The following is a 23,545-nucleotide window of genomic DNA, read 5'->3' on the forward strand; positions in this document are numbered from 1 at the left end:
CTGATCAAGTAGCCGCCTTTATGGACATAGTGCACATCAACCCCGAGGAGCGCATCCCGATGCCCGGTGGCACCCTGCGCGGCACCCCGCCGCGGGACTTTTCCCGAGATCCGCACCTGTGGCCCGACACGGTCGCGCCCACCCACGCGCAGGCCCGCGTCGTGCTGGCCATCGCGCGCAGTCTCCAGCGGCACATCGACGAGCGGGGCTGGAGCCTGCGGGAAGTGTCGGTGCTCACCGGGGTGAACCGTCAGGTGATCGCCAACCTGCTGGCTGGCCGGAGCTGGGTGGACGTGGTGACCGTCAGCCTGCTGGAGGACGGACTCGACGCGGTGCTGTGGCCGGGGGCTGGCACCCGCGCGTCCGTCGCCGCGCTCGGACCGGGAATGTGAGGAACGCATGCTTGGAAAGCGCCTTCCCGCGCGCCCGGGCGGGTGGCCGACTTGGGGCCACCGGAACCCGGGCAACGCGAATTAGGCCGCACGGGCCCCGAGCGGAACCTCCCTCGGCTACGCTCGGGCGTGCGGACCACGTATCAGGGGACCGTTCGGTGCCGCCGGGGCCTAAGCCGGCGGCACCTCTCCCCTCTGACGTCTCGTATCAGGGGACTTCTTGCTCGGCCTCTCCTTAGGCAGCCTCTGCCTTCTGCGCCGGACCGAACGGCGCTTCGCCGCGGGCGACCGCGTATAGCCCAGGCTCGGTCTTGACCAGTTGGCCCTTCCCCGCCAGCCGCTTGAGCGCCGTGCGGACGGTCTCCTTCTGGTGGACGACCTTGAGGAGTTTGGTGGTCCGGCCGAGGCTCTGCAGGTGCAGGATGACGGCCAGGACGTCGCCACTGCGCATAGGAGCCTGCGCGGTGGCGAGGATCTGCAGGCAAAGCTCCTGGAGCGTCCGGGTCGTGTCCTGCGAGACTGGCGCCGGGTGGGGTTCGCCGAGTGCGTCATCGCCCTGAGTCGGGCTCTGCGTGCTCTCGGCAGCCGGGCCGGGATCCGCATCCGGCTCGCTGAACGGCCGGGTTGAAGGAGTCGTGCCGGGTACCGCGGGTGCGGGGCAGGCGGGACCGCCGTCCTGCTTCGTGGCAACCGTCCGCGTCTCGTCCTGGGCCGTGCCAGAGTCCTGATCGCGGCCGTCGGCGGGGGCGGGGCCATCCTCGAGCAAGGATCCGAGGAAGCCGTGGAGGTAGTTCCACAGCTGTTCCAGGTCCTCGATGCACCGATCGGTCGAGTCTAGGGCCTGCTGTGTCTCCCGTAGCTGCCGACGCAGGGACTCGCGCTGAGCCTGCTGGTTGGACAGCTCCTGTCTGGCCTCCGCCGCAGCAGTTCTCAGCGATGAGCGCAACCCGCTCACTGCACCCCCTGGGAAGTCGGCTCCTCTAGCCTGCGGGCACAGCCTAGAGGCATGACTGGGCCTGCCGAAGCAGAACAGGGGAATCACGGGGCACAACATCGCGCCCCGGACTGCGTGCCCGGCAGGGAGTCGCCAATCTCGCTGTCTTAACGTCAACGTCGTTGTAAATTAATTGAGTTGGCCCAGGCTTGCGCAAGGTTCTCGATTGAGCGGTGCTCCCGAACGCCCGCTCGAAACTGGCCGAAGGCAAGCCCATCGGAGGAGGCGTTGGGTGGGCACACGATGGCCGGCCAGCCTCGGAGTCGGCGACAGGATCCGCCTGCATCGGCGGGCCTGGACTGTCACGGGCTTTACCGGGGGCAAGATCCTCTTGGTCGATGCGCTGGGCGAATGCGCGGAGCTGAGCCCGCTCGCCCTGGTGAGCGACCCGGAGGCCGAGATCCTGACCACCGTCTCCCCGGACCGCCCGCCTGGCGGGAACGGACTGGATACAGACAGCGCCCACTGGTGGGAACGGCACATCGTGGAGGTCATCACCGGCCTGCCGTCCGGAGCCCCTCCGGATCAGAGCCCCCGCCCGCCATACGACCCCTCCCACACCACCCTTGCGCAGCGGGAGGCCGCCAAGGCCGCCGAACTCGCCGAACTCAACGCGGCGGGCACCTCCGCCCGTACCGTGCGCCGTAAGCGCCAGCACTACCAGGCCAGGGGCGTGGCCGCGCTCACGGACGGGCGTACGTCGCGCGGTGCCGCACCTGGGTCACGCAGTGACCCGCGCGTGCTGTACTGCCTGGAACTAGCGCTCCAGGAAGCTAGCCGAGGGCGCTCCGCCGCCACCATCCGGTGCCGGACCGCAGCCCTGCTGGAGGAACACTTCTCCTCCCAGGAGATCCCGGTGCCCTCGTTGTCCACGTTCCGCCGGCTGATCGCCCATCGCGTCCCATCGTCAGCACATGACCGCAAGTCCAGGCGGCAGCCCGCACTTCCGGGGGGCCGGGTCGTCCTCGACACGCTCCGGTTGAACACCGGTGCGGGCACGCCCGACCAGGTGTCCGTCACGGTCGCCATCGACGAGGCGACACGCTGTGTCACCGCGGCTGTGGTTCACCGTTGCGATACCCCACCCGAAACCGCCCTCCTGATGGCACGGCTGCTCGCCCCCAGACCCCTTCGCGTCATTCACCGCGGCGGCGTGATCGGCTGGACCCTGACCACGGGGATGGAGGTTCCGGTCATCCGTCCGCGATGCCTGGTTGCCGAGCGGGCGACGCGCCCGGGGCTATGGACACTGGGCGAATACGCACGCACCTTCGGCATCGAACTCCAGTGGCGAAGCCCAGTGGTCGCGGACTCCACGGTCGCATGCGCCCTTCGTCCCCTGATTGAGCGCCACCTGACCCGGGTCACGCTCTCGGCCCCCCGAGTTCCGCTCTCCGTTCTCCAGAACGCGGTCGACGACTGGGTAAGCGAGGTCTGGTACGACCTCCCCGAGACCAACCTGTCAGTTGGGTCCCCCAACACCTCGCCCCATACCCCTGCGACCCGCTACGCGGACCTGACCGCGCGAAGCGGCAGCATCGACCTGCCGATCAGCGCGGAGGAGTACCTCGCCCTGCTTCCGCACGTCCACCGTTTGGCCGGGGAGCACGGCGTCCGTGTGCACGGCCGCCGCTACGACGCAAGCGCTCTCGATGCCGTGCGCCATCGGCACAGGCCCGTCCAGGTGCACCTCGACGAACGGGACCCGGACCGGACCTGGCTGCGCAGACCCGACAGCACTTGGACCTCTCTGCCCGCCGTGGCGCCAGTCGGCCGCCACCCAGCCCTTGCAACGAGCCACCTGTCCTGCGCGCTCGACCGCGCCCTCACCACCAGAGTCGCCCCTGAACTCCTCCCGCCGGCAGACCCAGCCCACCGGTCGGGCCCCCGTCCCTTGGACACCCTCGAAGGATGGCGTCGTTACCTCCTCTCTGCCTCCCCTCCTCCGGACCTCGGGGCTGACGACAGCCAACGACTCGCCTACCACTCGAGGCTCACCCTCCCCGGCCTTCCCCTCCTTCGCCAGGTCGACGTCGCACTGCGCGGGGAGCTGGCCAGCAAGCGCTACACGTCCACTGCCGAGGGGCTGCTGCTGATCGCGGGCCCGCCTGGAAGTGGCAAGACCACCGCCATCCTGGAAGCGCTCCGCCACCACCACCGCGCCGCCCGGCTGCCCGCTGCCCAAGTCCTCCCGTCCGCCTACGTCATCGCCCGCCCCGGTGGCGGCACCCGCATGCTCCTGGCCGATCTGGCCCGCTTCCTCGAGGTGCCCGCGGCGGCCCGCAAGACCGCCCACGCGCTCGCAGACCAGCTGTCCGCCGCACTTGTGGCCTGCGCTGCAGAGGTCGTCGTCATCGACGACGCCCAACACCTCCTCACCCCGGCCCCACAGGCTTCGAACGCCATCGAGCACCTGCGCTACCTCGCCGCCCGTTCCGGTGTCGTCCTCGTCCTCGCAGCCGCCGTCGACGACTCCGAGACGTTCGGCCGGGCGACCCGAGTGCGTGCAACCGCACTGGACAACGGGCCGACATGGCACGCCATCCTTGCCGAACTCGACGAAGCGGTGCTCCTGCGCGCCCAACCGCGCGGTCGGCTAATCGAGTTGAGCGGCCTGCTCCACACCGTTTCCGGCGGCCTGCCGGCTGCGGCGATCCGCCTGGTCCGCACTGCCGCGATCCAAGCCGTCATCGACGGCAGCGAGGAGATCACCGAAGGACTCCTCCTGCGAATCGCCCAGTGATCGCACGCTCTTGCGCCAGCGGGCCCTCCATCGCTGTGGGACCAGTTTCAGTGAACCATGCAGCCCGTTGGGGTCCTGCGGACCATGACCAGTGGCGCAGCCTCAGGGGGTTCGGGGGCAGTAGGTGCGGGCGACGGTCAGTCGAGTGTGATGCTGCCGTCAAGCAGCCAACCGTCGAGGTAGCCGTCCACCAAGTCGCGGGTTGTCTTGAGGTCCTCACCCGACAGATGCAGCGCAAGGTGCCGACGATGTGTCCACGCCACTTCTGCGACCGGATCCGAAGCGTCGGCGCCCGCCGCGCAGCGGACGATCAGGACCCGTTCCTCCACCCTCACCGCCCCCGCGATCCCCCACGGAGGCGTCGCCCACCGGTGGCCGACGACCAAACCCTGCCGCACCTGCGGCCAGCCTGTCACCCGCACCGCCAATCGCTCACCGGCTGGCCAGTAGGACTCTGTACCACGTACTGCGGCGCGTGGCAGCGTCCACATGGCTGAACTCGATGGCCCAAAAGGGACAAGCGCGACTCGCGCGTCGGCGTCGACGGCCACGACGCAGACACGCCGCAGCAATCGAGGTACAGGAATGCAGTCCATGAGCCGACCATTCCCTGAATGGTCGGTCAAGTAGCCACTCGTTGATCCGCTCGGGTGAGCGCGCCTGCAGGGCCGGGAACGTACGAGGTCGAGTTGGACGCGTGCTCGGGAGGACCAGGGGCTGGGCCGGGCCCACCGCCCCTGCAGTGGGCCCGGCTCAGCCGGGGCCCGCCCTGGCTGCAGTTCAGCTGCGGCTGAGCAGGTACCTTCCGGCTCTTTGTGTGGCAGACGCCCTCGCGGGTTGTTGCCCTTGGTGGCAGCCCGCGGCGAGAATCCGGCACTGTCCATCATCCGTATCGCGCCGGCATGAGACCGGTACTGCTGACTACTATGCGGTGCCCCCTGGAACCACTATGGGGGAACCGCATAGCCGTGCTGCAGTCACCCCGACGTTAGAGTGATAGTTATTTATGATCTGATGTCGCGCCGTTTAGGATTTGCGCCCACTCTTGCTGGCTGTCGGCGCCGCAGTGGAAGTCCTTCAGGCGCTGCACGAGCAACTGTGGGAAATTCGCCAGGCAGTCAGCCAGTGGGATTGGCGACCATTGCATCGCGGTTTTAATCAGCTCTGCTGGATCGCTGACAACCCCCAGGAGGACACCATTTCGCTTCTGTGCCATTTCAGCCAGCTTGTCTGGCTCGAGGTAGTCTTGGTTGGGTTCTATTGCCGCGTAAATCCCCTTCCCAATTCCCGCCACAGCCAACCGTTCGACAAACTGGAGAACCTCACTCTGCGAGACTGGCTTCTGTTTCGCTTCGGCGCTTAGAATTACTGTGAAATCCGTGGGGTCGACCAGTTCGCTTGCTTCGAAGAGTCCATCCTGAGTCGCCTTATGATCAACTTTCGGGATCTTTACAGAAACATCGCCTGGGATATTTCGGCTCGGATCGTTGATGGAATCAGCGTAGACCATGCCGGGGTGAACAAGGTCGAGGCAAGCTGCCACTAGGGCCTGCCCGCGCCGTCCACCCTCACGATTTACATTGATAAACTCTGCTGCGATTTTGCAGAGATCTGGCAGTGTTAGCGAGTTTTTATCAAGCTGGAGCACCGTCGCCTGATTGCCATCCTCGATGCGTACTCGGAGAAATGCTGCCAGCGCTCTGACTGCATTTTCCTCATCCAGGTAATCAGCCGCCTGAAGGCATTCAATCAAGTGCTCAAGTTCTGCTCTAGCTACAGGTCGACTCTCAGGGATGAGGGTCTTGACGACCATCTGCTTTGCGAAGAACGGCTGATTATTCAGCGGCTCGGCACCGGTTGTCCTGAGATCGATTTCATGCTCAACGCAGAGCGGTACGAGGATGTTCTTCGCGACACCACGGGCCGAGTACCCGCGGTGGACGTTAGTTTGCAGAGCGAGGGCAGTGACCTCCTTGTTGGTGGCTTTGGCCAGCAGGGCAGTGCCGAGCATCGGGGTGTTCGTGGCGTTCTGGGCCCGCCCGACCTGGCGACTGCGGTCGATCCACTCCGCAGGCAGCTCCTCGTCGTCTGACGTTGCCAAGGTGAGAGCCTCAAGGAACCTCCTGCGCGCAGGCTCCTTGGCTACCCTCAGAGTGATCTTCTGTCCCCCGCCTTGCACCATGGCTTGCTCGAATCTGTGATCGCTTCATCTGACGCGCCCAGGCTCGCACACCAGCACTCTGGTGGCTACTCTCTGGCAGCAGGGCGTCACGTTGGGGCCGTTTGTCGCGGGTCTCGTCCCACGATGTTGGTCCAGCATGGCACCCTGTCCTTGTGACGAGTCATGGCATCGCAATCTCACTGTTCTCCGGCGCTGGCGGCCTGGACCTCGGAGTGGAACAGGCCGGCTACGAGGTGCGTGCGGCGGTTGAGCACAACGCCGACGCCGTGGCAACCATGGAGAAGAACTTCTCGCATCTCCAATCTGAGGTAATTCAGAAGGATATCCTTGAAGTCTCGACGAAGGACCTTTTGGCTGCGGCTGGCCTTAAGGGGAAAGAGCGCCCGGACCTGCTGGTAGGTGGCCCCCCTTGCACCCCTTTCTCTAAGTCCGGCTTTTGGCTTGAGTACAAGAGAAAGGGTCTCGATCCCGGAGCTTCTCTTCTCCAGTCCTATACGCGAGTTCTTCGCGAGGCGAAGCCCCGTGCGTTCGTCCTGGAAAACGTCTATGCTCTAACATTCAATAACGCCGCATCGCGCCCCGCGTACGAGCGCCTCCTTAGGGAGATCGACGAAGCTGGATACGAATGCGTGCCGAAGGTGCTCAATGCCGCAGATTATGGTGTTCCCCAGGCACGTCCAAGGCTTTTTCTGATTGGAGTGCCAAAGGGAAAGGTAGTTCCTGAGCATCCGGAGCCAACTCATGGTGGAAGATGGGAGCGGCGCGCAACGGGAACTGCGGAGCAACCACACGTTACTACTGGGCAAGCTCTAGAGGGCTTGGTGACTGAGCCCGAGCCTGGTGAGGTGGTTGGTGGCAAGTACGGCCACCTCCTGCCCGGAGTGCCTCCTGGAGATAATTACCTTCACTACACCGAAGAGCGTGGACACGTTAGTCCCGAATTCAAATGGCGATCTAAGTACTGGTCGTTCTTGCTCAAGCTTGACCCCGACCGACCTTCGCCGACTATTCAAGCTCAACCCGGTCCATATATCGGCCCGTTCCACTGGGAAAACCGTCGTCTGCGCGTCCCGGAACTCAAGCGTCTTTTCACATTCCCGGATGATTTTGAGTTCACTGGCAAGCGCAGCTCTGTTCAGGCGCAGCTTGGAAATTGCGTCCCCCCGCTGTTGGCCCAAAAGGTGGTCTCAGCGGTTGCTGAACAGGTTGGCTGATTCTTTTGCGTGATCGGGATGCTGTCTACTCGTGGCGGGATCTGGGTGCTTGGGTAAAATTGTGCGGCAGGCTAGTGTATTGAGCCTGTGTGCCGATGTTTGTTGTGCTTATGAGTGTGCAATGGTCGCGTGGTAAAAGGCCCAGTCGTATCGGGCGAGCAGCCCTTGTCCCCGGCGGCCGTGCCAGGCCGCCGGGGATAGTCAGAGCAGGGCGATGAAGGGCAGGGGCTCAGCAGCTTGGGCTTTGATCGAGGTGTGTCCGGTGGGCGATGGCTGCGCTCGTTGAAGGCATGAGAACCCGTCGACGCGACCGTTCTGGCAGCCCTGCTCCCGGCCTGTGGCGCACCGCTTCGTCCGCGCTGCGGCGGGACATTTTACGGCTACCGCTACCCTGAGGCGACGTCCACGGCCCTGTGCGGGGCAGCGCAGCGCCGCCCAGCCTGGTTGAGCAGCGGGATCCGCCAGGGCATCGCTTGTCGTGTCCATGAATTTTTGGGAAGTGATCTTCGTGGGCGTGGAAAGCGTCGCAGCGAGAGCGCTCAACGATGCAGGTCAGCCGCACTCGTGAACGGCCCACCCAACGGAAGTCCCGCCCGATCGTTCAGATCGGGCGGGACTTCTGCGTTGTACGGGGAAGGCACGCTGACGGGGTGTCGACCGCGGTCAGTGTCTGACGATCACCACGGTGCACGGCGCGTGGTGGACGCAGTAGTGGCTGACCGAGCCCAGGGCGGCGCCGGGCGGGGCGTGGCGGCCGCGGCTGCCCAGGACGAGGGCGTCGGCGCCCTCGGCGGCGGCGGACAGGGCCGGTCCGGGCGGGCCGGCCTTGAGATGGCGCCGGACCGGGGGAGCGCCGCCGGGGAGTGCGGCCAGCGCCTCGTCGAGGATCCGGGCGGCGTACCGCTCCGGTTCGAAGCCGTCCAGGGCGGGCGGGACGAGGCCCCGCTCGCCGTACAGGCCGGGGAACTCCCAGACCGCCACCGCCTCCAGGACGCCGCCGCTCTGGGCGGCCAGCCGGGCCGCCCAGCGGACGGCCGCGTGGGAGAGCGGTGAGCCGTCCACGCCCACCACGATCCTGCCGTCCGGCTGCCGGGCCATGGTTCGAGCGTAGGGCCTGCCGGGCCGGTGCGCCGGGGCGGCGGTGGTCGGCGGCGGGCGCCGGGACGACCGAGGGCCGGCCGGAGGTGTCCGGCCGGCCCTCGGGCCCGTCCTGGGGGAGGGGCGGGTACCGTCAGGGCTGCCCGGAGCCCGCGTAGGGGCCCGGCTGCGGGGCGCCGGCCTGCGGCGGGACGCTGCCGTAGCGGGTCGGACGGCCGCCGCGCGGGTGGCGGGTCAGGGTGTAGCCGGCCACGCCCGCGAGGGCGGCCAGCGCGCCGCCGGCCACGGTCCAGAACCAGCGGCTGTTCCAGCCGGAGAACCAGCCCGAGTACCAGTGGTCCTCGGCCTCCTCCGGTGCGGCCGCCTGGGCGGCGTTCGCCGCGCCGCCGCCCACCGGGGGCACCAGCGGCGCCTTGAGCTCGCCGCCCTCGGGCTGGGCGTTGTCCGCGTCGCCCTTGACGCCGACGTGCAGCTGGACGGAGGCGGCGAGGCCGAGGTCCGGCTGCGGGGCGTCGGAGAGCGCGAGGCGGACGTAGTAGGTGCCCGGCAGCGGGTCGCCGGACCACGGCTCGGCCCAGGAGCGGACCTCGCGCATGGTGCAGCTCAGCGTGAGCGAGGAGGCGGCGGCGTCGCCGGTGGCGTTCTGGGTGCCGGCGGTGCAGGACTGGCGGCGGCGCAGGCCGTCGAAGACCTCGACGCTCCAGGTCTGCGGGCCGTGCCGGTCGGCGGCGGGGGCCAGGTTGACGGTCAGGCCGATCGTCGGGGTCTGGCCCTCGGAGGCGCCGAACGCCCAGTACAGGTAGTCGCCGGTGGAGGCGGCGACGTTGGCGTCCTGGCCGGCGGCGAGGTTGATGGCGGTCAGGAAGGACGTCCCGGCCTTGGTGGCCGGGGCGGGCTTGCCGCTCGTGGTCGGCGAGGGGGACGGCGAGGCGGCCGAGGCGGCGGGCGCCGCCACGGCGAGGGCCGGGAGCACGGCGAACGCGGCCAGGGCGGCGCGCAGGGCGCGGTGGGTCGTCATGGTGGGCATCGTCAGTTCTCCCGCCAGACGGCGATTCGCCAGCGTGCGATCCAGCCGAACAGCAGGCCGGTCAGCAGGCCGGCCAGGGTGAGCACCAGCAGCAGGATCCAGCCGCGGCCGAGACCCATCGCCGGACCGTCCGGGGCGGGCGAGGCGGTGGCCAGGTCGACCGTCAGCTCCAGCGGGAGACCGGGGTCGGCCTGCACGCCGGCCTGGGCGGCGAGCGAGTTGCTGACCACCAGGCAGACGGTGGTCTCCGGCTTGCCGCTCGGCGAACCGGACGGGGTGGCGGAGGCGTAGCCCTTGGAGTCGTCGGTGGACCAGCGCAGGCCGGTGGAGACCACGTCGGTGCGGCCGCTGCCCGCGTCGGTGCCGCGGACCAGCTCCTGGCCGCTGGTGCTGGTGGCCTGGAGCAGGACGCCGTAGTCGCGGGCGACCGGCCGGTCGAGCGAGACGCTGACCGAGGCGCGCAGCTCCTGGCCGGCCTTGACCGGGATGCGGTAGACGCGGTGCTCGGAGAACTTCTCCCGGTCGCTGTAGACGCCGGGGGTGAGCACCGGTGCGCTCTCGCACTTGTCGGTGCCCGCCGTCTTGACCGGCGTCACGGCGTAGGTGTCGCTGGAACGGACGACCAGCTGCTTGACCTTCTCGGTGAGCTGGTCCTGCGAACGGACGTCGGTGTAGGTGCCGCCGGTGGCGTTGGCGATGCAGAGCAGCTGCTGGCGGGTCTTGTCGTCGTGCGCCAGGCCGAGGGTGTCGACCACCAGGTGGATGCCCTGGGCGGCGAGCTCGCGGGCCACGTCGCACGGGTCCGGCGGGGCGCAGGAGTCCTCGCCGTCGGTGATCAGGACCACCCGGCGGGTGGTCTCGCCCTTGCCGAGGTCCTGGGCGGCGCCGCGCAGGGCGAGGCCGATCGGGGTCCAGCCGGTCGGGCGCAGGGTCGCCACCGCGGTCTTGGCCTCGACCTTGTTGGTCTTGCCGACCGGGAAGAGCTGCTTGGTGTCCTGGCAGCCCTGGGCCTTGTCGTCGCCGGGGTAGTTGGCGCCGAGGGTGCGGATGCCGAAGTCGGTCTCCGCGGGCAGGGCGTCGATCACCTCGTTCAGGGACTGCTGGGCCACCGCGATGCGGCTCTTGCCCTCGATGTCGGCGGCCCGCATGGAGCCGCTGACGTCCAGTACGAGGTCGACCCGGGGGGCCTCCTTGCCGGTGGAGCCGGCTGATGGTTCGTCGGCATGGGCGGGCAGTCCGCTGAGCAGCGCACCGCCTGTTATCGCCAGGGCGGCCAGCAGGCTGCCGAGCCTGGCCTTTGGTCGTCGTCCGGTAGTCACCCGCCGAATCCTAGGGCCCGCACCTTTCGGCCGGGCGCATCGTCAGGCGCCCTCCGGGGGTCAACAGTTCGCCGAGGTCCGGCGCAGGGGTGCGGGGCGGCTGGGTTTCAGCCGGGAGGCGGGGCCCGTCCCTGGGGGCGGGGGATGTTGACGCCGGTCCTGCGGAGGTCGGGCTAGCCTGCCGGGCGGGCGATGCGGAGGGAGCGCGCGGATGGAGCTGGCCGGGGTCGGCAAGCGGTACGGGCGGGGCGGGCGGTGGGTCCTGCACGGGGTGGACCTGACGGTCGGTCCGGGGGAGCTGGTCCGGGTCGAAGGGACCAACGGCAGTGGAAAGTCGACGCTGTTGAAGCTGGTCGCGGGGATCGAGCGGCCGAGTGCCGGCCGGGTGGGGCGGGCGGGCCGGGCGGCGTACGTGCCGGAGCGCTTCCCGCCCGCGCTGCCCTTCGACGCCCGGACGTACCTGCTGCGGATCGGCCGGGTGCACGGCCTGCCGGCGGCCGAGGCGCGGCGCCGGGCCGGGGACTGGCTGGACCGCTTTGGCATCGCGGACCGGGCCGGCACCCCGCTGGGCCGCCTCTCCAAGGGGACCTGCCAGAAGGTGGCCGCCGCCCAGGCGCTGCTCGCCGAGGCGGACGTGCTGCTGCTGGACGAGGCCTGGACCGGGCTGGACGAGGAGGCCCGGACGGTACTGGACGAGGCGGCCGTCGAGCGGGCGGCGCTCGGCGCCGCGGTGCTGTTCGTCGACCACGACCCCCACCGGCTGGCCGGGCCGACCACCGCCGCCTACCGGGTGGCCGAGGACGGCTCGTTGCGGCCGACCGCACCGGTGGACGGGCCGGGCGCGCCGGCCGGGCCGGGGCCGGTGATGGAGATCGAGGTGGACGTGCCCGCCGGGCCGCTGCCGCCCTGGCTGCCCGGTGCGCCGGTGCGCACGCCGCTGGCGGGGACGGCGGTGCGGCTGACCGTCCCGGCCGCGCACTCGGACGCGCTGCTGCGCCGGTTGCTGACCGGGCGTCCGGCCGTCCGGGTGCTGGGGGTGACCCGGCGCGAGGCCGGTGCCGACGTGCTGGAGGGGACCCGGTGAGCCGGCTCGGGGCGCTGACCCGCTACCACCTGGAGCTGCTGCTGCGCTCGCCCGGCTGGCTACCGCCCTTCCTGGCGTACGCGCTGCTGCTGGTGGTCGGGGTGAGCGGCGGCAATCCGCTGCTGGACGACCTGGGCTACGGCTCGGCCGTGCTGCTCCCGGTCACCGCCTGGTACGTGCGCTGCGCGGTGACGGCGGAGCCGGCCGCCTCGCGGGCCTGTCTGGTCGCCGCGGCCGGGGCGTTCAGGGTCCAGCTGGCGGCGCTGCTGGCCGCGGTGACGGCGGGCCTGGTGCTCGCGGCGGGCGGCACGTCGGCGCTCTGGGCGGTCGGCGGGCGGGTGGCCGATCCCGGGGTGGCGGCGCAGCCGCCGGAGGGTCCGGCGGTGCTGGAGGGGCTGCTGGCCTCGGTGGTCTGCGTGCTGCTGGGGGCGGCGGTCGGGGCGGTGTGCAACCGGCCGGTGCTGCTGCGTCCGCAGTACGGGATCCCGACGGCCCTTGGGCTGTCCGTCCTGGTCCTGGCGGCGGGCGCCTCGCCGGCCAACGCGGCGGTGCGCGGGCTGATCACCGGTGCCCGGAGCGGACGGGTCGGCTACCCCTGGCTCGAACTGCTGCTCGCCGCCGGGCTGCTGGCCGCGGTGGCGGCGGGCTCCTCGGCGCTGGCCGGCCGCCGCCCCGGGTGACCATCGCGGGCCACCCGGTCAATACAGGACACACCGGATGGAAGAGCCAATAAATATGGATAGCGCTCGTTAGGGTGACGAACGGGGCAGGGTGACGACGCACCGGCGCCTGCGCCCGGCCGGCATGTCCGACTGATTGGAAGGACCCACACGTGAGCAACCTCTTCGCGATCGCCTACCCGGACCTGGCCACCGCCGAGGCGGTGCGCCGCGAGGCGGTCGGCCTGCAGACGCAGAAGCTGATCGACCTGGAGGACGCCGTCGTCGTGGAGCGCCGCGACGACGGCAGGATCAAGCTGCACCAGCAGGTCAGCACCACGGGCGCGGGCGCCGCGTCGGGCGCGCTCTGGGGCGGCGTCATCGGGCTGCTGTTCTTCATGCCGTTCCTCGGTGCGGCGGTCGGCGGTGCGGCGGGCGCGGCGGTCGGCGCCTCCACCGACATCGGGGTGGACGACAACTTCATGCGCGAGGTCGGCGAGCACCTCCAGCCGGGCACCGCCGCGGTGTTCCTGCTGGTCCGCAAGGCCACCGCGGACAAGGTCGTCCCCGCGCTGGCGAGCTACGGCGGCAAGATCATCCAGACCTCGCTCTCCGCCGAGGCCGAGGCCGAACTGAAGGCGACCGTCGAGGCGTCCCGGGCGCAGGGCGCCCCGACCCCCGCCTGAGGCGCCGTACCGGTCTGACCAGACCAGCCGCTCACGTCGGGGCGGACGGGGCTCGCGGCCCGTCCGCCCCGATCGCCATCCCCCGGTCGGCGACAATCCCGCAGGACGGTCCGTGGCCACTCCCTCCGCCGTGACGAGAACCGCAGGCCGGCCGCGCCGGACGGTGCGGACCCGGCGCAACACCGAACTCGCGCTGGTGCTGGGCGCGGTAGTGCTCGCCGTGTTCGGCTACGCCGAGGTCGGCGTCAACATCGACGGCACGGTGCCCGCCGACGCGGGCGGGTACGGTGCGGCGCTCGGCGTGCTCGCGCTGCTGGCGCACGCCGTGGTCCGCTGGAAGGCGCCGTACGCGGACCCGCTGCTGCTGCCGATCGCGGTGCTGCTCAACGGGGTCGGGCTGGTCGTCATCTACCGCCTGGACCGGGCCACCGCCGGGGGCGGCGCGGCGCCCACCCAGCTGCTCTGGTCGACCCTCGGGGTGGGGCTGTTCACCGCCGTCGTCCTGTTGCTGCGCGACCACAAGCGGCTCCAGCGCTACGCCTACAGCGGGGCGCTGGTCGCCCTGGTCCTGCTGGTCCTGCCGATCTTCTTCCCGCCGGTGTACGGCTCGCGGATCTGGATCACCATCGGGCCGCTCTCCTTCCAGCCGGGGGAGTTCGCCAAGATCCTGCTGGCGGTCTTCTTCGCCGCCTACCTGGCGGTGCACCGCGACGCGCTGGCGCTCACCGGCCGCCGGGTGCTCTGGTTCCAGTTACCGCGCGGGCGGGTGCTCGGACCGGTGCTGCTGATCTGGGCGGCCTTCGTCGGGGTCCTCGTCCTGGAGACCGACCTCGGCACCTCGCTGCTGTTCTTCGGCCTCTTCGTCGTGATGCTGTACGTGGCCACCGCGCGCAGCGGCTGGATCGCCATCGGGCTGTTCCTGGCCGCGGTGGCGGCGGTCGGGGTCGGCTGGCTCTCGCCGCACGTGCACAGCCGGGTCAACGACTGGCTGGACCCGCTCGGCTCGATCGCCGCGGGGAGGGGCGCCAACCAGATCGCCCAGTCGCTGTTCGCCTTCGCCTGGGGCGGGGAGCTGGGCACCGGCCTCGGCAACGGGCACTCCGTGCTGATCGGCTTCGCCGCCAAGTCGGACTTCATCCTCGCCACCATCGGAGAGGAGCTGGGCCTGACCGGTCTGATCGCGCTGTTCCTGCTCTACGCGCTGCTGGTCTCCCGGGGCTTCCGGGCGGGCATCGCGCTGCGCGACCCGTTCGGGCGGCTGCTGGCGATCGGGCTGGCCGCGATCGTCGGCCTCCAGGTGTTCGTGGTGGCGGGCGGGGTGCTGGACCTCATCCCGCTGACCGGGATGACCCTTCCGTTCGTCGCCCAGGGCGGCTCCTCGGTGGTCACCAACTGGATCATCGTCGCGCTGCTGGTCCGGATGAGCGACCTCGCCCGCCGCCCGCCCCCCGAGGAGGCGCCGTGATCCGCCGCGACCGGCCGGACCGGCCGAAGGGCTCGACCAACGGCCCGCAGGGCCGGCCCGGGATCTCCGTCACCGGCCGCCGGGCCGGGACCTTCTGCCTGCTGCTGATCGTGGCGCTGTGCGTCCAGGCCACCCGGGTGCAGGTGTTCCAGGCCGAGGAACTGGACCACAACCCCGCCAACCAGCGGCTCACCATCGAGCGCTACTCGCAGCCGCGCGGCAACATCCTGGTCGGCGCCGACAGCGTCACCGGCTCCACGCCCACCGGCGGGCGCTACGACTACAAGCGCACCTACACCGACGGCCCGCTGTACGCCGCCGTCACCGGCTACTCCTCGCAGACCTACGGCAACACCCAGCTGGAGGGGACGGAGGACGAGCTGCTCTCCGGGACGGACAGCCGGCTGGCGAGCTGGGCGGTCTGGGACGCCGTCGCGCGCCGGCAGAACCCGGGCGGCGACGTCTACACCACCATCGACCGGGCCGCCCAGCAGGCCGCGATGCGGGGCCTGGGCGGGCAGCAGGGCGCGGTCGCCGCGATCGAGCCCGCCACCGGCCGCATCCTGGCGCTGGCCAGCACGCCCTCCTACGACCCCGGGTCCTTCGCCGGCACGTCCGCGGCCGACCAGGCGGCCTGGAACAGGCTGCAGGCCGACCCCGACCAGCCGATGCTGAACCGGGCGCTGCGCCAGACCTACCCGCCCGGCTCGACCTTCAAGGTGGTCACCGCGGCGGCGGCGCTGGAGAACGGTGTGGTCACCGATATCGACGCGCCGACGAACGCGCCCTATCCGTACGTGCTGCCGGGCACCACCACCCCGCTGGTCAACGACACCTCCGCGTGCGACGAGCCCGGCCAGTCGCTGGACGCCGCCATGGTCCGCAGCTGCAACAGCGTGATGGGCTACCTCGGGGTGCAGGTGGGGCTGGACAGGATGGCGGCGATGGCCGGGAACTTCGGCTTCAACGACGCGAAGCTGGACACACCCGTCCGGGCGGCGCGCTCCAACTTCGACACCGAGATGAACACGTCGCAGCTCGCGCTGTCCTCGATCGGCCAGTTCGACACCGCGGCCACCCCGCTGGTGATGGCGATGGTCGCGGCCGGGGTCGCCAACGGCGGCACGGTGCTGCGTCCACAGCTTGTGGACAGGCTGACCAGGAGCGACGGCACCACGGTGCAGCTGATGAAGCCCTCGGTGTACCGGCAGGCGATGAGCCCGGCGGTGGCCGGGCAGGTGCAGCGGCTGATGACCGACGTGGTGGAGAACGGCACCGGGCGCAACGCCCGGATCGCCGGGGCGGTGGTCGGCGGCAAGACCGGCACCGCCCAGCACGGGGTGGACAACAGCGGCACGCCGTACGCCTGGTTCATCTCCTGGGCGAAGCCCGCCGGCTCCGACAAGGCGCCGCCGGTGGCGGTCGCGGTGGTGATCGCCGACAGTGACGCCACCGATGTCACCGGCGGGGGGCTCGCGGCCCCGATCGCGCGCTCGGTGATGCAGGCGGTGCTCGGCGGCTGAGCCGCCAGGACGGCTCTGACCTGCTGCTTAGCCCTTCGGTGGGGGGATCCGCCGCCTGCGAAGTGTCCGGTTTGTGCCGGGCGGTGCGACGATTCGTACAATGCGCGCGACGTGACTGTTCGTTTGCGACACTGGTGCTTTCGCGGGGTACTGTCCCATCTTTGTTCGGTTGGTCCCCGATGACACCCCACGGCATCCTCGGTGACCGGCCGCTAGGACACCCTCCCCCGCCTAGAAGGATCAGGTTTTGGCCAGCAACACCCTCGGCGCGCGTCTGCTGCGACGCAAGCCCGTATCCACCCTGATCGCCGAGAGCGAGGGCCGCGACGCCCTCCCCGCCGGTGCGCCCGAGGAGGGCGGACGCTCCGGCATCCACCTGCGGCGTTCGATCGGTCTCTGGCAGCTGTCCTCGATCGGCATCGGCGCGACCGTCGGCACCGGGATCTTCTTCGTGCTCAGCACGGCCGTCCCGGAGGCCGGACCGGCCGTCATCCTGTCCTTCGTGATCGCGGCCGTCACCGCGGGCCTCACCGCGCTCTGCTACGCCGAGATGGCCTCCGCGATCCCGGTCTCCGGCTCCTCCTACTCGTACGCCTACGCCACGCTCGGCGAGGGCGTCGCGTTCGGCGTCGGCATCTGCCTGCTGATGGAGTACGGCGTCTCGGCCTCCGCGATCGCGGTGAGCTGGGCCGAGTACCTGAACAAGTTCCTCGACCTGGCCTTCGGGGTGCAGATCCCCGAGGCGGTCTCCGGCGCGCCCGACAGCACCCACTGGTTCAACCTGCCGGCGCTGATCCTGGTCGCACTGGTCTGCATCCTGCTGATCCGCGGCGTCAGCGAGTCGGTGAAGGTCAACGCGGCGATGGTGGCCGTCAAGATCCTGATCCTGCTGCTCTTCATCGGCGTCGGCCTGACCGGGTTCCACTCCGGCAACCTGACCCCGTTCATGCCGCTGGGCATCGGCGGCGTGCAGGTCGCGGCCTCCAGCATCTTCTTCTCGTTCATCGGCCTGGACGCCGTGTCCACCGCCGGCGAGGAGGTCAAGAACCCGCGGCGCACCCTGCCGCTGGCGATCATCATCTCGCTGGTCGTGGTCACCCTGCTGTACATCCTGGTCGCCCTGGTCGGCATCGGCGCCCAGCCCTGGGAGAAGTTCGACGGCCAGGAGGCCGGCCTGGCCCAGATCCTGCAGGACATCACCGGGCAGAGCTGGCCCGCGATGGTCTTCGCGATCGGCGCGATCATCTCGATCTTCAGCATCACCCTCGTGGTGATCTACGGCCAGACCCGCATCCTGTACTCGATGGGCCGCGACGGCATGCTGCCCAAGCGCTTCGCCCAGCTCTCGCCGCGGACCGGGACCCCGGTCTGGAACACCATCGTGGTCGGCGTGGGCGTCGGCCTGCTGGCCGCCTTCATCCCGCTGAACGTGCTGGCCGACATCACCAGCCTCGGCACCCTGATCGCCTTCTCGGTGGTCTCGGTCGGCGTGATCATCCTGCGCCGCACCCAGCCCGACCTGCCGCGCGGCTTCAAGGTGCCCGGCTACCCGGTCGTCCCGCTGATCAGCGTGGGCTTCTGCATCTACCTGATCACCGGCCTGCACGCCGACACCTTCCGGGCCGGTGCGATCGCCCTCGTCGTCGCGCTGGCGGTCTACTTCGGCTACAGCATCAAGCACTCCAAGCTGAACCAGGAGCAGCAGGCCGAGTCGGCCGACGCCCCGAGGGGCTGAGCCCCGACCCCCGCTTCGCGGGGCCGCCGGCCGGAACCACGCCCCGGCGGCCCCGCCAAGCCCACCGGACACTCCCTGCCCCGACATGGCGACAGGGCGCGGCCCCCACCCATAACCTTCCTCCATGGTGAGCACCCGCACGCCCGGCCCGTCCCGCCCACGCGGCCGCTTCACCGGCCGTAGCGGCACGCCGACCCCGCCTGTGGCGGCCGGTCCGCCGACCAGACGCGAGCGCCTGCGCCGCGGACTGGCCCCCCGTCCGTTCCCCCGCCAGCGTGGCGAGGGCCCCCGGCTCCCCCCGCCCGAAAGGCTGATGCAGGCCCGGCTCGCCTCGCAGCGCTGGGTCCAACTGCTCGGCTGTGCGATCGCCGCAGTCTGGGCGGCCGCCTTCCCCGTCGTCTCCGACCTGCCCAACCAGCGGCTCTGGGGCGCCGTCGCGGCCCCCGCGTACGCCCTCGCCGGGCTGCTCTGCCTCGTCCTGCCCCGCCGGCTCGCGGCGCGGGTGGCGGCCGGGGTCGCCCTGCTGGGCGCCGTCCTGGTGCCGCTGGTGGTGCTGGCCCTGCAGGGCCGCCACCAGTCCGAGGTGATGGTGGTCGAACGCTCGGCGCACCTGCTGCTCACCACCGGCAGCCCGTACCTGCCGCACCCGGTGGTGGTGACCGACTACAACCCGTACCTGCCGGCCATGACGCTGTTCGGGATGCCGCGCGCGCTGCTGGGCAACGGGAGCCCGGTGACGCAGTTGCTCGGGGACGCCCGGATCTGGTTCGCGCTGGCCTTCCTGAGCTGTCTGCTGGTGAGCTGGCGGCTGCTGCGGCCCTCCCGGGACCGCGCTCCGCTGCTGCCGCTGGCCGTGCTCACGGCCTCGCCCCTGATAGCGCTGGCGCTGGCGGTCGGCGGGGTGGACCTGCCGCTGATCGGGGTCTGCTGTCTGGCCATGGCGCTGGCCGAGCGGGACCGCACGATCCAGGCGGGGCTGGTGCTGGCGCTGGCCTGCACCCTGAAGTGGACGGCCTGGCCGGCGCTGCCGGTGGCCGTGCTGCTGCTCTGGCGGCTCTACGGGCGGCGGCCGGCCGCCCGGGCCGGGCTGACCGCGCTCGGCGCCGGGCTGGCGGTGATCCTGCCGTCCGCGCTGGCCCGGGCGGACGCGCTGCGCGAGCAGGTGGTGCGGTTCCCGCTGGGGCTGACCGCGATCCAGACCCCGGCCGGGAGCCCGCTGCCGGGCAAGGTGCTGGCCGGGTTCGGGCCGACCGGGCACACCGTCTCGCTGGCGCTGATGACGGTCGGCGGGGTCGGGGTGGCGATCTGGCTGCTGGCCCGTCCGCCGGTCTCCGCGATCGCCGCCGCCGACCTGCTGGCGGCGGGGCTGGCGATCGCCTTCATGCTGGCGCCGGCCGGACGCTTCGGCTACCTGGCGCTGCCGGTCGTGCTGGTGATCTGGCCGCGGCTGGCGGCCCACCGGTGGAGCGGGCGCCCGCGGATTCCGACGAACTGCCTGCTGGCCCGGGCGGTGCCCAACGTGCCCCTGCCCCGGCGCTGAGCACCGGGGCAGGGGCAGGGGCGGTACCGGCGGGTCAGCGGTTGCCGGCGGCCTTGATGACGGCGGCGACGGCCGGGCCGGCCGCGTCCGCGCCGTGGCCGCCGGCCTGCACCTCGGCGGCGACGGCGATGTTGCCCCGGTAGGCGGTGAACCAGCTGTTGGTGGTGGCCATGCCGGCCACCTCGGCGGAGCCGGTCTTGGCACCCGCGTTGTCCGCGATCCCGGCCATCGCGGCCTTGGCGGTGCCGTCCTTGGCGGTGGCGGCCATCATCGAGCGCAGCTTGCCCGCGACATCGGGGGCGAGGTTGCGGGCGGCCTTCTGCTGCGGCAGCTCGGCGACCAGGATCGGCTGCTTGAACTCGCCGCTCTGCACGGTGGCGGTGACCGAGGCGATCGCCAGCGGGTTCATCTGGACCTTGCCCTGGCCGATCGACTGCATGGCCTGCTCGTCCTTGTTGGAGCCGGCGTCCGGCACCCGGCCGTCGGCGTTGGGCAGGCCGGTCTTCCACTCCAGGCCGACGCCGAAGACGTCCTTGGCGGTGGCGGAGAGCGTGCCGCCCTTGAGGCTGGCCAGGCCCTGGTCGATGAAGGCGGTGTTGCAGGAGATCATGAAGTCCTGCTGGAGGGTGTTGTTCGGGTACACCTCGGTGAAGGAGTTCGGGATCGCCTGCGGGTTGCTGCTCTTGGCCGGGCAGGCCACCACGGTGTCGGGGGAGACCCCGGCCTCCAGCAGGGCGGCCGAGGTGACGATCTTCATCGTGGAGCCGGGGGCGAGCAGGCCGGTGAAGGCCCGGTTCTGACCGGTGGCCGGGGCGTTGGCGAAGGCCAGCACCTGGCCGGTGCTCGGCTCGATGGCGACGATCGAGCCCTGCTTGCCGCCGAGGTCGGTCATCGCCTTCTCGGCGGCGGCCTGCACCGCGTTGTCGATGGTCACCTTGAACGGCTTGGCCGGCTTGGGCTCGATGATGGTGAACAGCTTGTCGGTGGTGCCCTTGCCGGCCGCGTCGGTGATCACCACGCCGCTGCCCGCGTCGCTCTGGTCCTTGGTCGGGTCGGCCTGGAGGATCTTGCGGGCGTTGTCCTGGAGGGTGGCCAGCAGCGCCGTCGTGATCGAGGCACCCTGCAGCGGCCGGTTGTTGCGGTCCACCACGTTGCTCGGCGGGGAGAAGACCGGCTGGGTGGAGATCACCTCGTTCGGGCCCAGGTGCGGGTGGATCACCGACGGGGCCCAGTGCACGGACGGCGTGTTGTCGCTCATCTTCACGACGCTGAGGAAGCCGTTGTAGTCCCAGGCCTTGTTGGTGCCCTCGAACTCGGCCTTGGCCTTGAAGCCCATCAGCACCCCGGTCGGGCCCGCGGGCGGCGTCTCGGTGTCGGCCGGGGAGCCGGTGGCGGCCGGCGTACCGGAGGCCGAGGGCTTGGCGGCGGCCGCCGGTGAGGGGGTGCCGGTGGCCGAGGCGAAGGCCGCCGGGGTGGCCGGACCGGACGGCGCCAGGGTCAGCCCGCTCGGCTTGACCTTGTCCTTGAAGTCGGTGAGCGCCGTGGTGGCGGCGGCCGGGTCGTCGGTCAGCGCGGCGGCCTTGGCGATGTCACCGGCGGCCCAGGCGTCCAGGAAGTCCTTGGCGCCGGCCGCGGCCTGCTCGGCGCTGGGGGGCTCGGAGACCACCGTGCGCGGCTTCGGGGCCTTGGCGGCGCCGGAGTCGTCGGACCCGCCGACGAGGCTGTAGGCCCCGTAGCCGCCGCCCGCGAGCACGGCGACGGACACGCCGGTGATGATGCCGATCTTCGCGCCTCTGCGCATGGTGCTGCTCCCCCAAGGGTCTGACGACTGGCCGCAGCCGGAGGTGCCGGATACGCGTTCGGCATTCAGGTTAGGCAGACGAGCTCCGTGCGCCGACGAAATGCCGGGGTCTTGTGACGGATCTGGTACGTGTCGCGCACCACGTACGGACGGATCAGGCCCTCAGATCCAGCTGTTGAACCACATCCGCTTGCGCCAGTCGTCCATCGGGATCGTCTGCCCCGTGTAGAGGGGGTAGAAGAACAGGAAGTTCCACATGATCAGCAGAATCAGCAGTCCGGCCACCGCCGAGCCGATGATCCGGCGGTCCCGGGAGGCGTGTGCGGGGCCGATCAGCGCGCCCACCAGCATGGTCACCGCGAGCACCAGGAACGGCACGAAGGCCACCGCGTAGAAGAGGAAGATCGTCCGCTGCTGGTAGGCGAACCACGGCAGGTAGCCGGCGGCCAGGCCGCAGAGCACCGCGCCGGCCCGCCAGTCCCGCCGGGCGGCCCAGCGCCACAGGCAGTAGGCCAGCGCCAGCACGCCCGTCCACCAGAGCAGCGGGGTGCCGATGCCGAGCACCTCGCGGGCGCACTCGTTCGCGGTGCAGCCGCTCTGGCCGGCCTTCGGGGACTCGTAGAAGAACGAGACGGGCCGGCCGACCAGCAGCCAGCTCCACGGGTTGGACTGGTAGGTGTGCGGGCTGGTCAGGTGGGTGTGGAAGTCGTACACCGTGGAGTGGTAGTGCCACAGCGCGCGCAGGCCCTCGGGGAGCCAGGTCGCGCCGTCCCGGCCGACCGCCCAGTCGCGGCCGTAGCCGCCCTTGCCGGGCACCGTGCTGCTGGCGAACCAGCCCCACCAGGAGGCGATGTACACGGCCACGGAGACCACCACGACCGACACGAAGGCCGGCACCACGTCCCGGACCAGCGTCCACAGGTAGGGGCGGGGGGCGCCCGCCAGACGGCGCGAGCCGACGTCCCAGAGCACGGTCAGCACGCCGAAGGCCGCCGCCACGTACATCCCGCTCCACTTGGTCGCGCAGGTCAGGCCCACGCAGACGCCGGCGGCGATCCGGTACGGGCGCCAGCCCAGGTTCATCCGCCGGGCGAGCACCGCGTCCTGGACGCCGTCGAGGCGGGCGGCGATCCGGGCCCGGGTGTGGTCGCGGTCCAGCAGCAGGCAGCCGAACGCGGCCAGGATCCAGAACATCACCACCAGGTCCAGCAGGGCGGCCCGGCTGAGCACGAAGTGCAGCCCGTCCACCGACAGCAGCAGGCCGGCCACGCAGCCCAGCAGGGTCGAGCGGAACAGCCGGCGGCCGATCCGGGCCACCATCAGGATGGACAGGGTGCCGAGCAGTGCCACCGCGAAGCGCCAGCCGAAGGGGTTCATCCCGAACAGCTGCTCGCCGAAGCCGATGATCCACTTGCCGACCGGCGGGTGCACCACGTACGAGGCGTCGCTTCGGTAGGGCACCGCCTCGCCGGGCGTCATGATCAGCTGGTTGGCGTTGTCGGACCAGTTGGTCTCGTAGCCGCCGTGCCAGAGCGCGTAGGCGTCCTTGGCGTAGTACGTCTCGTCGAAGATGATCGCGTGCGGCTCGCCGAGGTTCGTGAACCGCAGTGCCCCGCCGAACAGTGCCACCGCCAGCGGCCCCAGCCAGCCCGCCCAGCGGCAGAGCCACGACCAGAGGCCCGCCGGCAGGGCTATGCCGAGCCGCAGCAGCAGCGCGGAGGGCTCGACCCGGCGCGGGGTCACCCGCCGGCCGTCCGGCATCGGCGGCACCAGCCGCTCGGCCAGCGGGGCCGGCTCGGGCGGGGCGTAGCCGTGCCGGGCCAGGACGCGCAGCCAGGCCGGGCGCGGCGGCTGCGGCCTGTCGTGCGCGGGCTCGCGCGGACCCGGGACCGGGGGGGACGGCTGGTCCGTGAGGACCGGCACGCCGACGCCACCCTGGGGGGTGTGGTCTGTACCAGTGGGCGTCTGCGCCGCCGTGTCGCCGTTCATCCGCCACATCGTAGGGGCGGGTGATGAGCGGGCGGCGGCTCCCTCCGAAGCTGCCCGAATCGTCACCAAAAGCCCCGGGCCTCCGGAAGCTGCG

The 23,545-nt window shown here is 70.8% G+C and carries 18 protein-coding genes; 10 read left to right on the forward strand and 8 right to left on the reverse strand.

Annotated features, from left to right (window positions below):
• Positions 1 to 20: 20 nt before the first annotated feature.
• A complete protein-coding gene (locus tag ACIGZJ_RS19085; RefSeq protein ID WP_396458284.1) occupies positions 21 to 392 on the forward strand; it encodes a helix-turn-helix domain-containing protein in 372 nt (123 codons plus the stop codon).
• A gap of 235 nt (positions 393 to 627) precedes the next feature.
• Here the strand turns inward: ACIGZJ_RS19085 and ACIGZJ_RS19090 are convergent, their stop codons facing one another.
• Entirely contained in the window at positions 628 to 1,347 is a 720-nt protein-coding gene (locus ACIGZJ_RS19090; protein WP_396458285.1) for a hypothetical protein, read from the reverse strand.
• A 271-nt stretch (positions 1,348 to 1,618) separates the two neighbouring features.
• On the opposite strand from ACIGZJ_RS19090, the gene ACIGZJ_RS19095 reads away from it, so the two are divergent.
• Positions 1,619 to 4,129: an AAA family ATPase gene (locus tag ACIGZJ_RS19095; protein ID WP_396458286.1), complete on the forward strand. Its 2,511-nt coding sequence runs from the start codon at positions 1,619 to 1,621 to the stop codon at positions 4,127 to 4,129.
• Positions 4,130 to 4,266: 137 nt separating this feature from the next.
• Here the strand turns inward: ACIGZJ_RS19095 and ACIGZJ_RS19100 are convergent, their stop codons facing one another.
• Together ACIGZJ_RS19100 and ACIGZJ_RS19105 are read right to left on the reverse strand one after the other, a co-directional pair.
• Positions 4,267 to 4,620, reverse strand: coding sequence for a hypothetical protein (locus ACIGZJ_RS19100; RefSeq protein ID WP_396458287.1), 354 nt, complete (start codon positions 4,618 to 4,620; stop codon positions 4,267 to 4,269).
• A gap of 509 nt (positions 4,621 to 5,129) precedes the next feature.
• A complete protein-coding gene (locus tag ACIGZJ_RS19105; RefSeq protein WP_396458288.1) occupies positions 5,130 to 6,311 on the reverse strand; it encodes a restriction endonuclease, SacI family in 1,182 nt (393 codons plus the stop codon).
• A 152-nt stretch (positions 6,312 to 6,463) separates the two neighbouring features.
• Between ACIGZJ_RS19105 and ACIGZJ_RS19110 the strand changes: the two genes are divergently transcribed.
• A complete protein-coding gene (locus ACIGZJ_RS19110) occupies positions 6,464 to 7,525 on the forward strand; it encodes a DNA cytosine methyltransferase (protein ID WP_396458289.1) in 1,062 nt (353 codons plus the stop codon).
• A gap of 663 nt (positions 7,526 to 8,188) precedes the next feature.
• On the opposite strand, the gene ACIGZJ_RS19115 is transcribed toward ACIGZJ_RS19110, so the two are convergent.
• The 3 genes from ACIGZJ_RS19115 to ACIGZJ_RS19125 form a co-directional block, all read right to left on the reverse strand.
• A complete protein-coding gene (locus ACIGZJ_RS19115; RefSeq protein WP_392928507.1) occupies positions 8,189 to 8,623 on the reverse strand; it encodes a universal stress protein in 435 nt (144 codons plus the stop codon).
• 133 nt (positions 8,624 to 8,756) lie between these two features.
• On the reverse strand, positions 8,757 to 9,641 hold the full coding sequence (locus tag ACIGZJ_RS19120) for a peptidase (RefSeq protein ID WP_396458290.1): 885 nt from the start codon (positions 9,639 to 9,641) through the stop codon (positions 8,757 to 8,759).
• An 11-nt stretch (positions 9,642 to 9,652) separates the two neighbouring features.
• The gene (locus tag ACIGZJ_RS19125; protein ID WP_396458291.1) at positions 9,653 to 10,969 is read right to left on the reverse strand and encodes a VWA domain-containing protein; all 1,317 of its coding nucleotides are present in this window, start codon (positions 10,967 to 10,969) and stop codon (positions 9,653 to 9,655) included.
• A gap of 211 nt (positions 10,970 to 11,180) precedes the next feature.
• On the opposite strand from ACIGZJ_RS19125, the gene ACIGZJ_RS19130 reads away from it, so the two are divergent.
• From ACIGZJ_RS19130 to ACIGZJ_RS19160, 7 genes are all read left to right on the forward strand, one after another.
• Positions 11,181 to 12,053, forward strand: a complete 873-nt coding sequence (locus tag ACIGZJ_RS19130) for an ATP-binding cassette domain-containing protein (RefSeq protein WP_396458292.1) — start codon at positions 11,181 to 11,183, stop codon at positions 12,051 to 12,053.
• Positions 12,050 to 12,733 carry an ABC transporter gene (locus ACIGZJ_RS19135; protein WP_396458293.1) on the forward strand — a complete coding sequence of 228 codons (684 nt, stop codon included), beginning with the start codon at positions 12,050 to 12,052 and terminating at the stop codon, positions 12,731 to 12,733. Before ACIGZJ_RS19130 ends, ACIGZJ_RS19135 begins: the two co-directional genes overlap by 4 nt.
• A gap of 152 nt (positions 12,734 to 12,885) precedes the next feature.
• On the forward strand, positions 12,886 to 13,398 hold the full coding sequence (locus ACIGZJ_RS19140) for a DUF1269 domain-containing protein (RefSeq protein ID WP_396458294.1): 513 nt from the start codon (positions 12,886 to 12,888) through the stop codon (positions 13,396 to 13,398).
• 130 nt (positions 13,399 to 13,528) lie between these two features.
• Positions 13,529 to 14,863, forward strand: coding sequence for an FtsW/RodA/SpoVE family cell cycle protein (locus ACIGZJ_RS19145; protein WP_396458295.1), 1,335 nt, complete (start codon positions 13,529 to 13,531; stop codon positions 14,861 to 14,863).
• A 62-nt stretch (positions 14,864 to 14,925) separates the two neighbouring features.
• A complete protein-coding gene (locus tag ACIGZJ_RS19150) occupies positions 14,926 to 16,386 on the forward strand; it encodes a peptidoglycan D,D-transpeptidase FtsI family protein (RefSeq protein WP_396458427.1) in 1,461 nt (486 codons plus the stop codon).
• A gap of 247 nt (positions 16,387 to 16,633) precedes the next feature.
• Complete coding sequence (locus ACIGZJ_RS19155; protein ID WP_396458296.1) at positions 16,634 to 18,121, forward strand: amino acid permease; 1,488 nt, start codon at positions 16,634 to 16,636, stop codon at positions 18,119 to 18,121.
• A 124-nt stretch (positions 18,122 to 18,245) separates the two neighbouring features.
• Positions 18,246 to 19,661, forward strand: a complete 1,416-nt coding sequence (locus tag ACIGZJ_RS19160) for a glycosyltransferase 87 family protein (RefSeq protein ID WP_396458297.1) — start codon at positions 18,246 to 18,248, stop codon at positions 19,659 to 19,661.
• A 34-nt stretch (positions 19,662 to 19,695) separates the two neighbouring features.
• On the opposite strand, the gene ACIGZJ_RS19165 is transcribed toward ACIGZJ_RS19160, so the two are convergent.
• Together ACIGZJ_RS19165 and ACIGZJ_RS19170 are read right to left on the reverse strand one after the other, a co-directional pair.
• Positions 19,696 to 21,462 (reverse strand): penicillin-binding transpeptidase domain-containing protein, encoded by a 1,767-nt coding sequence (locus ACIGZJ_RS19165; RefSeq protein WP_396458298.1) that lies wholly within the window; start codon positions 21,460 to 21,462, stop codon positions 19,696 to 19,698.
• Between the two features lie 162 nt (positions 21,463 to 21,624).
• Entirely contained in the window at positions 21,625 to 23,451 is a 1,827-nt protein-coding gene (locus tag ACIGZJ_RS19170) for a phospholipid carrier-dependent glycosyltransferase (protein ID WP_396458299.1), read from the reverse strand.
• Positions 23,452 to 23,545 lie beyond the last annotated feature (94 nt).

It is taken from the genome of Kitasatospora sp. NPDC052868 (assembly GCF_044547105.1).
Lineage (GTDB): Bacteria > Actinomycetota > Actinomycetes > Streptomycetales > Streptomycetaceae > Kitasatospora.